Origin of the sequence: Pseudomonas sp. RL_15y_Pfl2_60 (genome assembly GCF_963970595.1) — a bacterium.
GTDB lineage: Bacteria > Pseudomonadota > Gammaproteobacteria > Pseudomonadales > Pseudomonadaceae > Aquipseudomonas.
In genome coordinates, this window is the sequence record NZ_CAXAOE010000002.1 from 103,302 (window position 1) to 116,899 (window position 13,598).

The 13,598-nt window shown below is 53.4% G+C and carries 13 protein-coding genes and 1 tRNA gene; 9 read left to right on the forward strand and 5 right to left on the reverse strand.

Annotated features, from left to right (window positions below; genetic code table 11):
- Window positions 1-125: 125 nt before the first annotated feature.
- Window positions 126-863, reverse strand: a complete 738-nt coding sequence (locus AACY26_RS05580) for an LrgB family protein (protein WP_339511872.1) — start codon at window positions 861-863, stop codon at window positions 126-128.
- A complete protein-coding gene (locus tag AACY26_RS05585) occupies window positions 860-1,225 on the reverse strand; it encodes a CidA/LrgA family protein (protein ID WP_339511874.1) in 366 nt (121 codons plus the stop codon). Before AACY26_RS05585 ends, AACY26_RS05580 begins: the two co-directional genes overlap by 4 nt.
- 313 nt (window positions 1,226-1,538) lie before the next feature.
- Between AACY26_RS05585 and ccoG the strand changes: the two genes are divergently transcribed.
- Both ccoG and mapR read left to right on the forward strand, forming a co-directional pair.
- Complete coding sequence (gene ccoG, locus AACY26_RS05590) at window positions 1,539-2,954, forward strand: cytochrome c oxidase accessory protein CcoG (RefSeq protein ID WP_339511876.1); 1,416 nt, start codon at window positions 1,539-1,541, stop codon at window positions 2,952-2,954.
- 65 nt (window positions 2,955-3,019) lie between these two features.
- Complete coding sequence (gene mapR, locus AACY26_RS05595) at window positions 3,020-4,429, forward strand: GntR family transcriptional regulator MpaR (protein WP_339511878.1); 1,410 nt, start codon at window positions 3,020-3,022, stop codon at window positions 4,427-4,429.
- Between the two features lie 68 nt (window positions 4,430-4,497).
- Here mapR and AACY26_RS05600 read toward each other — a convergent pair.
- Window positions 4,498-4,584: transfer RNA gene (locus tag AACY26_RS05600), tRNA-Leu, on the reverse strand.
- Between the two features lie 1,035 nt (window positions 4,585-5,619).
- Between AACY26_RS05600 and AACY26_RS05605 the strand changes: the two genes are divergently transcribed.
- Window positions 5,620-6,765, forward strand: coding sequence for a hypothetical protein (locus AACY26_RS05605; protein ID WP_339511880.1), 1,146 nt, complete (start codon window positions 5,620-5,622; stop codon window positions 6,763-6,765).
- A gap of 71 nt (window positions 6,766-6,836) precedes the next feature.
- Here the strand turns inward: AACY26_RS05605 and AACY26_RS05610 are convergent, their stop codons facing one another.
- A complete protein-coding gene (locus AACY26_RS05610; RefSeq protein WP_339511882.1) occupies window positions 6,837-7,859 on the reverse strand; it encodes a phage portal protein in 1,023 nt (340 codons plus the stop codon).
- The gene (locus AACY26_RS05615; RefSeq protein ID WP_339511884.1) at window positions 7,859-9,619 is read right to left on the reverse strand and encodes a terminase ATPase subunit family protein; all 1,761 of its coding nucleotides are present in this window, start codon (window positions 9,617-9,619) and stop codon (window positions 7,859-7,861) included. The genes AACY26_RS05610 and AACY26_RS05615 overlap by 1 nt, the downstream gene beginning before the upstream one ends.
- A 156-nt stretch (window positions 9,620-9,775) precedes the next feature.
- On the opposite strand from AACY26_RS05615, the gene AACY26_RS05620 reads away from it, so the two are divergent.
- From AACY26_RS05620 to AACY26_RS05645, 6 genes are all read left to right on the forward strand, one after another.
- Complete coding sequence (locus AACY26_RS05620) at window positions 9,776-10,630, forward strand: GPO family capsid scaffolding protein (protein ID WP_339511886.1); 855 nt, start codon at window positions 9,776-9,778, stop codon at window positions 10,628-10,630.
- Between the two features lie 49 nt (window positions 10,631-10,679).
- Window positions 10,680-11,687, forward strand: a complete 1,008-nt coding sequence (locus AACY26_RS05625) for a phage major capsid protein, P2 family (protein ID WP_339511887.1) — start codon at window positions 10,680-10,682, stop codon at window positions 11,685-11,687.
- An 11-nt stretch (window positions 11,688-11,698) separates the two neighbouring features.
- A complete protein-coding gene (gene gpM / locus AACY26_RS05630; protein WP_339511889.1) occupies window positions 11,699-12,415 on the forward strand; it encodes a phage terminase small subunit in 717 nt (238 codons plus the stop codon).
- Between the two features lie 104 nt (window positions 12,416-12,519).
- Window positions 12,520-12,981, forward strand: a complete 462-nt coding sequence (locus tag AACY26_RS05635; protein WP_339511891.1) for a head completion/stabilization protein — start codon at window positions 12,520-12,522, stop codon at window positions 12,979-12,981.
- Window positions 12,981-13,190: a tail protein X gene (locus tag AACY26_RS05640; protein WP_339511893.1), complete on the forward strand. Its 210-nt coding sequence runs from the start codon at window positions 12,981-12,983 to the stop codon at window positions 13,188-13,190. Before AACY26_RS05635 ends, AACY26_RS05640 begins: the two co-directional genes overlap by 1 nt.
- Before the next feature lie 39 nt (window positions 13,191-13,229).
- A complete protein-coding gene (locus AACY26_RS05645) occupies window positions 13,230-13,598 on the forward strand; it encodes a putative holin (RefSeq protein ID WP_339511895.1) in 369 nt (122 codons plus the stop codon).

Below are 13,598 nucleotides of genomic sequence, written 5' to 3' on the forward strand. Positions count from 1 at the left end.
TTTCATAAAGAAGTCGTATGATCGGAGCAGCTGAAGGATCAGCCCCATCAGCAAAAAGCCCGCTTCGGCGGGCTTTTTGCTAACTATTATTCCCGTCTTGCCATAGGCCGCTGACGTTTTTTGCTCTATTGGCTGCTATACAACCAAACCAGCAAAGTCGCAGACAACGGCAAGAACACCGCCGTCAATGCGCCGAGCAAACTCATGGACAAGGCTGCAAACGCCCCGCACTCCTCGCCCTCTTCAAGTGCCCTGGCGGTTCCAATCGCGTGTGCATTCATACCGTATGTCATGCCCCGTGCCGCAGGATGATCGACCCCGACCCAGCGCAGCATAGTCGGGCCAATCGCTGTACCAACGACCCCTGTGATCATGACAAAGACAGCCGATAACGCAGCAATTCCGCCAATCTGCTCTGCAGCTAACATGGCAATCGGCATGGTGACCGACTTGGTCGCCAAGGTCAGCAATATTTGCAGGTCGGCCCCGAGCAAATGGGCAATAGTGAGCGTCAGCAGCAAGGTGAATACACCACCGATAACAATGGTCAGGATTATTGGCCAGAACAGCAGTCGAATCCGCCTCAGGTTGCGATACAAAGGCACTGCAAGTGCAACAGTAGCTGGGCCAAGCAACAACGCGATCGGCGCTGCACCCTCGCGGTAGGTGTTGTAGTCGATACCCAGCAATAACAGGGTTGTCACCACAATAAACATGGATACCAGTACCGGTTGTAATACCAGCCAACCAGTGCGCCGGTATAGCGCTAACGCCAGTTGAAAAGCGATCAATGTCAGGCCGATCGAAAACAGCGGATGCTGCTGAACCACCAGCCAAGTGCTATCAAAGGATGTACTGCTCATGAGCGATCATCCATGCGGCGCTCAACTTTGCGCGCCAGGGCTTGCATCAACCAGCCGCACATTGGGACGGTTATAAGCAGGGACAGAACCAGCGCTCCAGCAATAGGCAGTAGGTTATCGAGCAGCACCTGGCTGCTGGTGATGATTCCGGTGGCGGGCACGACTAACAACAACGGCAAATATTGCAGAAGCGTATTGGCAGCTGTATTGAGTGACTCATCGACTTTGCCGCGAATCAGGAGAAACGCCAGCAGTAGCAGCAAGCCGATAATCGCCCCCGGCAGCGCTGGCAATAATGCGTGGTTGATGGCAACACCCAGGATCTGAAACACCACCAACCAGGTCAGACCTCTCAATAACACAATGCTCTCCTTATTATTTATGTGCTTTTCACGCCTTCATGAAGCAGCAAAACACCCACTATGACCCAGCCCTGGCCGGCTAACCAGACTCAGAACCAATAAAAACCAGCAGATCAGTTTTTAAGGCTGATGTCGATCTGTACCAGTTATTACCTCAGCTCAAAGAAGCGCAACCCAACGCTTGTCAGGACAGGTTTGTCGCCACAGCCAAGCCATCTGATATGTATTTTATTTAAAAAACTGAGTCTGTTATCAGTACAGAAGTCTCAGGATCATAGCCCTCGCCTGAAATACAGCCTGTGAGGCGCTAGCCATGACTGACCGCATCCCCGCCACAATAATCGACAGCATCGACCCATCTGCACCGCTACGCATTACTCCTGCGCAAGCCGGTGGCGTCATCCATACCCGCAGCTTTACCGGGCTTTACCGTAATTTGCGTCTCTACGGTGCCGGTTTTTTGTGCCTGCTCTACTTCGGTACGGCCTGGTTGAAGTGGGGGGATCGTCAAGCGGTGTTGTGGGATCTTGCCGGTCGAAAATTCTATATTTTCGGCGCTACGTTCTGGCCCCAGGATTTTATTTTGCTCTGCGCCATCTTGATCATCGCCGCTTTCGGGCTGTTCTTTATTACAGTTTTTGCCGGACGCGTCTGGTGTGGCTACAGCTGCCCGCAGAGTGTATTTACCTGGATATTCATGCGCATTGAGCAACTTACCGAGGGCGAGCGTCATCAACGCATGAAGCTGGATGCCGCACCTTTATCTGTAAACAAATTACTGCGGCGCACGGCTAAACACAGCCTGTGGCTGGTGGTTGGCCTGGCAACTGCCTTGACCTTCGTTGGTTACTTCACCCCGATCCGGCAATTGGTCAGCGACAGCCTGCAGTTGAATATCGATGGCTCGACCGCTTTCTGGTTGTTTTTCTTTACCGCCGCCACCTATTTAAATGCGGGCTGGCTGCGTGAAAAAGTCTGCCTGGACATGTGTCCGTACGCGCGCTTTCAAAGCGTCATGTTCGATGACAATACGCTGGTGGTCTCATATGACAGCGCACGGGGCGAGACACGAGGACCAAGACGCAAAGGCATTGATGCCAAACCACAAGGACTGGGTGATTGCATTGACTGCACGATATGCGTTCAGGTTTGCCCCACCGGCATCGATATTCGTGATGGCCTGCAACTCAACTGCCTGAGTTGCGGCGCCTGTATCGACGCCTGTGACACTGTCATGGACAAGATGGGCTATGCTCGCGGCCTGGTGCGCTACAGCTCTGAGCGCGCATTGAAGGGTGCAGTGACCCAACTGCTTCGCCCTCGCCTTGTTGCCTACGCAGCTGTGTTGCTGCTCATGTTTGTCGGCTTCACCTGGGCGCTGCAGACGCGACCGTTGATCTCGCTGGATGTCAGCAAGGACCGCGCAATGTTCCGTGAAAACAGCCAAGGCCAGATCGAAAATATCTACAGTTTGAAAATCATCAATAAAACCCAGCAACCTCAGCGTTACGCTCTCGCGCTCACCAGCAACCCTGCATTTGCCCTGCAAGGCACGCAACAGATCAAGCTCGCTCCTGGGGAGATTATTGATATGCCGGTCAGTGTTGCCTTGCTCAAACCCGAAGCCGTGAAAAGCGCTGAACACCTGAATTTTGTGGTGACCAATATTGAATCGCCAGAGCAGCAGGTCAGCACTGAAAGCACCTTTATTTCGCCCGCAACTCGCTGAGCAATCGCATGCACGGTGCGCTGCCAGTAAAGTATGAAGCATTAACCCCTGGCAATCAGAACACTATGAAACGCTATGAAAAAGTCGCGGACGAAATTGCAGAGCTGATTCGCAGCGCGGTGTTGATACCCGGTGAACGCGTGCCTTCGGTGCGCCACGCCAGCAGGACATTCGGCGTCAGCCCTTCCACGGTATTTCAAGCCTATTACCTGCTTGAAGACCGTGGTCTGATTCAAGCCCGCGCCCGCTCTGGCTACTTTGTCCGGGAACAGGCCCAACAGCCACTCGCCGAACCCGAAGCCAGTCAGCAAAAGGCAAACACCACCAATGTTGAGGTTAGTGACCTGGTTTTTTCGGTGCTTGGCTCACTCAAAGACCCAGACACTGTTCCCTTTGGCTCGGCATTTCCTTCGCCAGACCTTTTCCCACTGGAGCGTCTGGCGCGCTCCATGGCGCAAACCCTGCGCGCGATGCCAGCCAACGCAATAATTGCCGACATGACCGAGGGCAACCCCAACCTGCGCAGGCAAATCGCATTGCGCTACATGCTCAGTGGCGTGATGCTGCCGGTCGAGGAGTTGGTCATCACCAATGGCGCGATGGAGGCACTGAACCTATGCCTGCAATGCGTCACCCAGCCCGGTGACCTGGTTGCCATTGAGGCGCCGACATTCTATGCCACGCTGCAGGTACTGGAGCGCCTGAAGCTGAAAGCGGTTGAAATCCCGGTGCATCCCCGTGAAGGCATCGATCTCGACTGCTTGGCAGAAAGCCTGGCAAACCTGCCGATTAAAGCTTGCTGGTTTATGAGCAGCCTGCAAAACCCGGTTGGTGCAACGATGAGCGACGCTAAAAAACAAGCACTCTATTCGCTGCTAAAACAGCACCAACTGCCCATGATTGAAGATGATGTCTACGCTGAATTAAGTTTCACCGCACGACCGCCTCGCCCGGTGAAAAGCTATGATGACGAAGGACTTGTCATGCACTGCGGATCATTTTCCAAGTGCCTGGCACCCGGCTATCGCATTGGCTGGGTAGCGGCTGGGCGCTATGCCTTGCAAGTCAGCCGACAACGTCTAATGACCACAATCTCGCCCTCAGTGCCAGCCCAGGCAGCACTGGCCGATTATTTGCAACACGGTGGCTATGACCGGCATTTGCGTAAACTCAGGCATAGTCTGGAAACCCAGCAGGATGCGATGCTCGCCGCAGCTGCCCGGCATTTCCCGGCTGCAACCCGCGTCAGTCGCCCGGCTGGCGGTTATTTTCTCTGGTTTGAATTTCCCAGCCAGGTTGATTCGTTGCGGCTGTTTAAGCTGGCTTTGGCCCAAGGCATCAGCTTGGCGCCCGGGCCAATCTTTTCCGCCACTCGCCAGTTCGGCAATTGCGCACGCTTGAACTGCGGGCATCCCTGGACATCACGAAGTGAAGAAGCCATGGCCACGCTCGGCCGGATAATTGCCTCGTTTTAAACACTGCAACAGCACAACAAAAAGCCCCGCCGGTCGAACTGCCCGGCGGGGCTTTTTGGTATCGAATATGGTGCCCCGAGCCGGAATCGAACCGGCAAGACCTTTCGGTCGGCAGATTTTAAGTCTGCTGTGTTTACCAATTTCACCATCGGGGCGGTGTTGGTAGCTTGCGTGGTTGAGGACTATATACAGCCGAGGCAGGCCTCGCAAGCCCCTATTTCACAATAAAAAAGCCTCGTAAATCATTGATCTACGAGGCTTTCTATTTGGAGGCTGAGGTCGGAATCGAACCGGCGTTCACGGATTTGCAATCCGGCCAAAAAACCATGTATTTCATAATCATATCTAAAAATCGTTTCCGCATAAAGAAAATTCTGCCCTACCCCTAAGCCCCTATCCACGGGGGCCATGATCGACAATGCGGAAACGATTTTAGCCCTCCGCTAGCTCTCAATCCGTCCTGTCCCTCAAGCCGATGGCGCTGGTGTTTTTTCCGCCGCTAGCTCCAATTTTTCTAGGTATGTATCTGCGTCAAACGACACTCAATAGCCTGTAGTGACGGTGAGCGTGCACCAGGCTAAGCGTATGCATGCATCTATTAGCGAATAAGCAAATGATCATCGAGAGCCCGCCTAAGCATGAGAGTTAGCGTTTTATGTTGAGGGCTGGGAAAAAGGTAATTTTGGTAATTTATTTTGCATGCTCCATTTAATCCCTTTTAAATCAATAGCTTATATGTATCTATTAAAGGTAATAAAATAGTAATTTATAGGTTAGTCAATTACCTTTTGAGCAGGTCATAATTCACTTTTATAAATTCCTTATAAAACAGTGGCTTACGAAAAAATTACCTTATCAATTACCTTAAATTACCCCTAAAGGTAATTCGTCAAACCCTAGTGCCACGTGGGTTTGAGCTATGCCAAAACCAAACCTAACCAAAATTACCTTTTTCCCAGCCCTCTCCCGAAAATCACTCAATCGTGAGGCTGCGCATAAGGCTGCAAGAAAGGCGTTAGTTGCAGGGTTACGCAGGTATTTCAGAGCTAACTAAAGTCCGTCTAGCGCAGACACAGGGCTGCACGCAGCCCTTTGCAGGGGTGAAGAAAAAACGACCTATCTAGACCGAAGGCGAGGTGGGGGGATGACGGCGCGCGCCAGGTGTTGCTTAGCTTGACTTACGAGCGCTGTTGTATGATTGGATAACTTTGGAAGGGTTGGGGAAAGCAATGGGGCAGGCGAAGGCGCGCGGTAATAAAGAGGAACGAGTACAGCAGGCGCTAGATAGAAAGAAAGAAGAAGAACTTGCGGTAGCAGAGCGTCGACGGGCCGTAGGCCAAACCATCGACCGATTTAAAAAACTATATGCGACAAAAGTTTGTTTAGCTCCGCATACAGATCATGAAGGACCGATTGTATCGGCACACACTCTATCCCGAGAGGCCTTTTTAAGACCGATATCCCGAGACGGTCGTGTTTACGCTATACGTGGAAATATGAGCAGTGATCGCAACAAATTTCCGATGAACCTTGAACTGCAAGGGTTAAGAGACGTTTCTGTTTTCAACGGTTTCTGCCGTACACATGATAGAGATTTATTTGCGAGCATCGAAACTCGTCCGTTTGAATTTAGCCCTGAGCAGTTATTCATGCTCGCATATCGTGCCGTAGCAAGGGAAAGCTATTACAAACGGAAGCAATTTGAGTCATTCCCTTCTGCAGAACAGTTCGCTGCGATGCACGGTATTAAAGAAGAGTTAAATATCAGCGAGGAAGCGGAAAAGTATCTTTCTGAGGTTCTAGAAAGCGCATCAGACATTGAGTCTCTGAAGAGCAAACTTGATGAAATGCTACTAGAAAAAAACTGGGGGAGGCTTATATCTCGGGCTTTGATCTTCCCAGAACCGCCTACTCTGGTAGCGTCCTTCGCGACGGAACCTACCACCGACTTTAACGGCAATCGGCTTCAAGACCTTTCTAACAGGAATGTCAAAGTATCATTTTTAATGGGGTCGATCATTCCACTAAAGAGTGGGTGCGCAGCTATATTTTCATGGCTCGATGATGCTAACGACGCTCCAGTGAGGTTTTTTGAGTCACTAGCTCACTCCGGCTCCCCTGCCAAGGCCATAATACATGCGGCCCTGGATATTAGTGAAAACGTTGCACTATCTCCAAAATGGTATGAGTCGTTACCCCCAAAAGCCCACAGATATATTGAGTCTAGAATATTTAACTTCGAACAAGATGATATTTATGCAACTAAGGGAAATCCTTTAGCGCGCTCTCCAGAGCTTGGCGACTGGGGAGCACCAACTATGTTTGAAAGCCATTGACGATTGATCGACGAAGCATCTTGAATTAGTGTGTCACCATGGAACAGTTGAGTCATATACTGCGCAAGGGGTTACCCTTGCGCAGGTATCTCAAACGCCCTAAACCGCACAACCTCCTCCCCCACCCAGTCGTTGAGCTGTCTGAACTGCTCTTGCAGTGGTTCCAGCTCAAGGCGGGCGTACATTTCCCCGGCTTCTTTCATGGAGCCAAAGCCGCCAGCGTTCTTTGGCACGATGCCCATCAACTGCGGGTACATGCGCAGCGCGGCGAGTACATCGTCACGGGTTTGTTCTTTGATCGAGTTGAACTCATCTTTCGCCGCCACTTCACTGACCGGAATAATCTGCAAGCCTTCCTTTTTGCCACCAGGCGCGTAGACAAACAGGTTGCGGAAATTGCCCGGCCCTTTGGAGTTTTTCAGCGCAGTGCGCAAATCATCGATATCGTTTTGATCCTGTGCCGGGTCGGTCATGTACAAAATAAAGCCTGCGTGACTTCCGTTTTCGTAGTACTTACGCCGAAACAACGTGGCGGACTGATTAAGCAGCGCCGACTGCAGCGCACTCACCCATTCCGGCAAGCCGTAAATCTCCTGGTGCAAATCCATCTCCCTGAGGTGGAATATGCTGCCCGCTTCAAATTCGTGTTCATTCTGGTAACCCTGCACCTGGAAGAACCGATCGTCTTTGCCAACCCGCATGTATTTAGCCAGTGGCGCCTGCAGGGTGATGGCGTTGCCCAGTACAGACACCCGCTTTTCAACATACCCATTGCCCAGCGCTAAATAATCCAGCGCCCACTGGTTAAAGACCTGGCGCGACATTAGCTTGTGCGGGATGAATGACCGGCTCAGCTGATTGCGCTTAAAACGCAGGCCAGAGTCCAGATGAACGCTGGCCTTTACCGAGCGGGCCAAACCGTCCTGGGAAAGCGGCGGCTCATACCAGCGCCCGTTGTACCAACACTCCAGATAATCAAAAATCTCACGCGATGACAGCACCGAAGTGGGCTCACCAAAGCTGAACACCACGCTGCCCTTTGGCTTTTCTGCTTGGGCAGCAGTGATCGCCACCTCAGTACCTGTTGTAGTCATCAAAAAATCTCCATCCGCCCAGTGTTGGCAGCTGTCTGCCCCTCAAGCGGTTCGTTATGCAATGCGTGAAATAAGGCCCAAGCCAGATCGGCATGGCCTGTTGCGTCTGTGCGGCCAGCTGTATAGGTCGATTGTCGACCGCTGGCCGTCATGGTTTTGCGGATGGCCATCAAAGCCTGGGCCATATCCGTCCAACCGGCGTCAAACTCAAGGCGCCCTTTGTGGATCACGTCATAGGCTTTGAGAACCAGCTGGGTTTTAACCTCTGGCGAATAGCTAAACGTTTTCACATTCGGAAAGAACTGCTTTACTAGCTGGGCCACGCCAGAGCCCATGCCGGTGGTATCAATACCGATATACGTCACCCAGTAGCGCTGAGTAATCAGCCGGATAGTTTCGGCCTGCGCGGCAAAGTCCATGCCCCTGATCTGGTGGCGCTCAAGCACCCGAAACTTGCCCCCTGGTACCAGTGGCGGCGCCACAACCACCAAACCAGAACAATCACCTGTTTCTGCGGGGTCATAGCCAACCCAAACCGCTCGATCACCAAAGGGCCGCGCCGCGAATGGTTTGTAGTCCTCGCCCCATTCGTAAAAGGTATCGACCATGCATTTTTGCAGCACGTTAAGCGGGAAGATTGAAGCCCCGTCATCAACAAACTGACACATGAGCAGGTTAGAGAATGCCTCCCCGCTGTACTCAAGGCGCAGCTCATCAATGTCAAAAAGATCGCATCCGCCCTGCTCTGCATCGAGAATGGTGACGATTTGCCGCCAGATTTTGTCCTCGCACAAACGCCCCGGCTGCAACGACTCATGCTTAACATTGATGTTCAGGTGCTGTGCCGTTGGCTTGCCTTTGTTGTGTCGCTCACCTGTCCAAAAGGTGTAGGCCTCATGCCCCATGCTTGAAGGCGTTGAGAAGTAGGTGCGTCGATACTGTTTCTGCATCGCCATGCCGCTGGCGACCTTGTTCAGCTCGTTAAACTTGAACGTCCAGAAGAACTCATCGAAGTAAAAGTTACCGTGGTAGCCCTGAGCGGTGCGGGCATTGGTACCTAGAAAATGCAACTCGGCACCGTTGGCCAGAATGATTGGGTCACCAGTTAACTCAACACCAGTAACCTCACGCGCAAAGGCCTGAATGTATGCCTTGAAAATGTGCGCCTGATTCTTTGAGGCCGACAAAAATATCTGATTGCGCCCGGTCACCAGGGCATCAAGTAACGCCTCACGCGCAAAGTAGTACGTAGCACCGATCTGACGACTTTTTAGAAGTGCCCGAGTGCGCTGATTGCCTGCACGGTACCAATCCAACTGGTAATCAAAACAGCCCTCAACAAACGCCTCGGTGAGCAGCTCAATCATCTGCTCATCAAATTCGTTACGCTTGGGCTTCTTCTTTGCCCCCTCGTTGCGTTTTGCTAACTCTGGGTTCAAATCGGTTTCGGTACCGCCACCCTGATACCTTGCAATTCGTGCCTGGCGCTCCAGCTGGCGATGCAGCAAATCAATCTCTTTGAAATCGCCGCTGGTTTTACCTTCCTTCAAAATCAACTGCACAAGCCGCGCTTCTAACGCCCCGCCAATGCGCTCAACATTGTCTGCCTTGTCCCATTCGTCGCGGGCTTTCCATGAGTGCAGAGTCTTTTCTTTCTCGCCCAAGAACTCGGCAATTTCAGTGACACGCCACCCCGTCCAGTACAGAAACTTTGACTGGCGGCGGTTATCGCGGATAGGAATTTCAACGGCAGCATTCATGGCGCAGATGCTGACGCTCTCGCGCGAGCCTAAGTAGCGGCGCCATCTGTAGCGCCCGCCCCGTACAAGCGCCCCGCATTGCTCGACAGCGCCTAGCTGCCGACCATGCCCTCAACGCAACGGCAGAACGCCGACACCGCATTGAGGAAAGCCCGAATGGCCAGTTCAACCAACCCAGCTGCTAAAAAATTCCGCTCCAACTGGTTCCGCGTCGCTGTTGAAGGTGCCACATCAGACAAACGCAAAATTCAACGCAGCTGGCTTGAGCAAGCCGCTAAAAACTTCAACCGCTCGACCTACGGCGCCCGCGTATGGCTTGAGCACTTTCGCAGCCTGATGCCAGACGGGGCATTCAAAGCCTATGGCGATGTACTCGCGGTAAAAGCCGAAGAAGTTGATATCAACGGCCAGAAAAAATTGGCTCTGTTCGCCCAGATTGAACCGACCGCCGACCTGATCGCGCTCAACAAAGCCAAACAAAAAATCTACACATCCATTGAAATCGACGACAGCTTTGCTGACACCGGCGAGGCTTACATGGTCGGCCTTGCCGTTACCGACTCACCGGCCAGCCTGGGCACCGATGTGCTGGAGTTTTCGGCGCAAAAACCAGACTCAAGCCCATTCAAAGACCGCCACTTCTCCAACACCTCAATGTTCACCGAGTCGCTGGAGGCCGAACTGGTCTTTGAAGAGATTGAAGAAAAACCAAGTATTGGTGCAGCGCTGTTCAGCAAGGTTCAAACCCTGCTCAGCGGCAAGCAGGCCAAGGATGACAACGAGTTTTCAGCAGTTGGTGAGGCTGTTGAGGCGATCGCCCAGCACAGCAAAGAACTCAGCGAACATCTGGCCACTGAGCAAAGCAAGCACGCAGCCCTGAGTGAAAAATTTACCCAACTGAGTACTGCATTCAACGAGCTCAAGCAGCAGCTAAGCACCACTCAACTCTCAAGCCAACCAGCGCGACCTCCGGTTACCGGTGGCAGCGACAGCATTGTGACCGACTGCTGATAAGCCACTGGCAGCAACCACCAACGCCTGTAAACCGAAGGAAACGACCATGCGCAATAACACCAGAGTTTTATTCAATGCCTACCTGCAGCAGCTACAACAGCTGCACGGCATTCCAGATGCCACAACCAAATTCACCGCCGAGCCAAGCGTCACGCAAACCCTTGAAAAACGCATTCAGGAATCCAGCGCGTTCCTGAGCTCGATCAACATGTATGGCGTAAGCGAGCAAGCTGGCGAAAAAATCGGCATGGGCATTGAGGGCACAATTGCCAGCACTACCGATACCACCGCCCAAGACCGCGTGCCGCGCGACCCAACTGCACTCGATGACCGTGGCTACCACTGCACCCAAACCAACTTTGATACCGCCCTGCGTTATCAAAAGCTGGATCAATGGGCCAAGTTCCCCGATTTCCAGGCGAAGATTCGTGACGCCATTATCAAGGCCCAAGCGCTCAACCGCATCATGATTGGCTGGAACGGTTCAAGCCGTGCAGCCACCTCAAACCCACAGACCAACCCATTGCTGCAAGACGTAAACATCGGCTGGCTGCAGAAAATGCGTACCGAAAATGCCGCCCGCGTATTGACCGAGATCGTGGATGGCAGCGGCAAAATTGAAATTGGCGACGGCAAAGACTTCGCCAACATCGATGCCCTGGTATTCAGCATGGTCAATGAGCTTATCGACCCTTGGTATCAGGAAGACTCGGAGCTTGTAGTTATCTGCGGTCGCCACCTGCTTGCAGACAAGTACTTCCCAATCATCAACAAGACCCAAGCACCGACCGAAATGCTCGCAGCGGACATTGTGACCAGTCAAAAGCGCATCGGCAATTTGCCCGCTGTTCGCGTTCCGCACTTCCCCGCAAACGGCCTGTTGGTGACGCGCCTCGATAACCTCTCGCTGTACTGGCAAGAAGGCACCCGCCGCCGCACCGTAGTTGATAACGCCAAGCGTGATCGCATCGAAAACTACGAGTCAGTCAATGAGGCATACGTGATCGAAGACCTGGGCTGCGCAGCACAAGCCGAAAATATCACCCTGAGCTGAGAACAACGACTATGAGCAATCCTTGCCGTCGCCACTTTCAGCGAGTAACCGCCGCCACCGCAGCGGCGGCACTTGCTGGCCCATCACAATCGATGGAGGGCGCAACAGCTTACGAGCTGCAGCTTGCCCAAATGGCCCAAGATCGCCTGCGCCTCAAGAATATCCAAGGTACAGAGGCAAAAATTGCGCTGAAAAAAACCTTGCTGCCAGAGTACGGCCCCTATGTTGAGGGCGTGCTCTCAGCGGGCAATGGTGCTCAAGACGAAGTGCTGGTCACAGTTATGATCTGGCGCATTGACTGCGCAGACTTCGACGGCGCCCTCGAAATCGTCCCCTACGCGCTCAAACACAAACTGGCCATGCCAGACCGTTTTGAGCGAACTCTGGGCTGTGTCATTGCCGAAGAAGTAGCAACCGCTGCAATCAACGCCCTCAAACAGTCCCGTATTTTCCCGCTGCAAACCCTGCTCACCGTTGCCGAACTGACCGCCAACGAAGACATGCCCGACCAAGCCAGAGCCAAATTGCACCTGGCCATGGGCAAGATTTACAGCGGCCTGGTGAGCGACGACAAACCGGCCGAAACCGACCACGACAACCTGGAAACCGCCAAGCTGCACTTAATGCGCGCCATCGAGCTGCACACCAACTGCGGTGGTAAAAAAGATTTGGATCGCGTTGAGCGCTTCCTAAAAAAACATGCTGCGCAACAACAGGCAGCTGACTGAGCGTCCCCACGCACCCCGGCGGCTCGGGGCCGATCCAAGGGTTATCTCCTTCCCAAAGTGACGCCCCGACCACCGCCGACTAATTCAACACTGCAGGCCAAACAATGAGCGGATTCATTGCCGGTGGCACAGCCGCCGCATTCACCCTGAGCAATGACGGCTTTTGGCCTGATATAGATGCAAATGCCGTGCGTGAAGCCCAACGCATAAATACCAGCGTCACCAACAAGCGCTTAGAAGTGGCCATCGTAGGCGCGCTGATCAACGTCAACCGCCTGCTCAAGCCGCTCAAGGCCAGCTGGCAGGCCGAAGGCTACGCCACCCTCGCAGATGTACCCGACGAGCAGCTCAACGGTACAAGCATCCTGCAGGCCCAGTACCAGCGCGCCATTTACTGCAGCACCTCAGTCGAAGTGGCTGAGCGTTACCGCAGCTACGACACCACCAACACCGGCGAGAAAAACGCCGAAGAACTCACCACCTCGATTGATGAGCTGCGCCGCGATGCCCACTGGGCGGTTAGTGATCTGCTCGGCCTGCGCCGCACAACGGTTGAGCTCATCTGATGGAAACCACCCACGCCCTGCAAGGCGACACCCTCGACCAACTGTGCTGGCGGCATTACGGCCGCACCGCTGGCGTGGTTGAGCAAGTGCTATTGGCCAACCCCGGCTTAGCCGAACTCGGCACCACCTTGCCCCATGGCACCCGCGTGCAACTCCCTCCAGCCCAAGCCGCTGCTGAGCAACGCCAAATGGTGAATTTATGGGACTGAACACGCGCATTAATCAACATCCAACACTAAGGAACCACCATGCCTGAGCCAACCACCGGCGCTGCAGTAGTCGCCACCGCAACGGCAGGTGTTGGCCTCGCAACACTCTTGCCCACGCTCGACGGCAATGCACTGTTCGGCTCGATTATTGGTGCTGCGCTCATCGCCCTGCATCAACGTGAAATCAAGCCTTGGCAACGCCTGCTTGGGCTGATTATCTCCGCTTGTGTTGGGTACGTCAGCGCCACAGAGATAGTCACGCAAACCCCAATCACCCAAACCGGCCCTGGTGGCTTCGTTGGGGCAATCATTGTTGTGCCCCTTGCACTCAAAGCCCTTGAGCTGATCGAGAAAACCGACTTTTCGAGCATGCTTCCGGCTTGGTTCAAACGAGGCGGAGGAGATTAA

What these genes read in the sequence shown, in the direction of transcription:
- AACY26_RS05645 (WP_339511895.1), top strand. Translation starts at nt 13,230, where the DNA reads ATGCCTGAGCCAACCACCGGCGCTGCAGTAGTCGCCACCGCAACGGCA.
- gpM (WP_339511889.1), top strand. Translation starts at nt 11,699, where the DNA reads ATGAGCAATCCTTGCCGTCGCCACTTTCAGCGAGTAACCGCCGCCACC.
- AACY26_RS05610 (WP_339511882.1), bottom strand. Translation starts at nt 7,859, where the DNA reads ATGACTACAACAGGTACTGAGGTGGCGATCACTGCTGCCCAAGCAGAA.
- AACY26_RS05615 (WP_339511884.1), bottom strand. Translation starts at nt 9,619, where the DNA reads ATGAATGCTGCCGTTGAAATTCCTATCCGCGATAACCGCCGCCAGTCA.
- AACY26_RS05620 (WP_339511886.1), top strand. Translation starts at nt 9,776, where the DNA reads ATGGCCAGTTCAACCAACCCAGCTGCTAAAAAATTCCGCTCCAACTGG.
- ccoG (WP_339511876.1), top strand. Translation starts at nt 1,539, where the DNA reads ATGACTGACCGCATCCCCGCCACAATAATCGACAGCATCGACCCATCT.
- AACY26_RS05635 (WP_339511891.1), top strand. Translation starts at nt 12,520, where the DNA reads ATGAGCGGATTCATTGCCGGTGGCACAGCCGCCGCATTCACCCTGAGC.
- AACY26_RS05625 (WP_339511887.1), top strand. Translation starts at nt 10,680, where the DNA reads ATGCGCAATAACACCAGAGTTTTATTCAATGCCTACCTGCAGCAGCTA.
- AACY26_RS05580 (WP_339511872.1), bottom strand. Translation starts at nt 863, where the DNA reads ATGAGCAGTACATCCTTTGATAGCACTTGGCTGGTGGTTCAGCAGCAT.
- AACY26_RS05640 (WP_339511893.1), top strand. Translation starts at nt 12,981, where the DNA reads ATGGAAACCACCCACGCCCTGCAAGGCGACACCCTCGACCAACTGTGC.
- mapR (WP_339511878.1), top strand. Translation starts at nt 3,020, where the DNA reads ATGAAACGCTATGAAAAAGTCGCGGACGAAATTGCAGAGCTGATTCGC.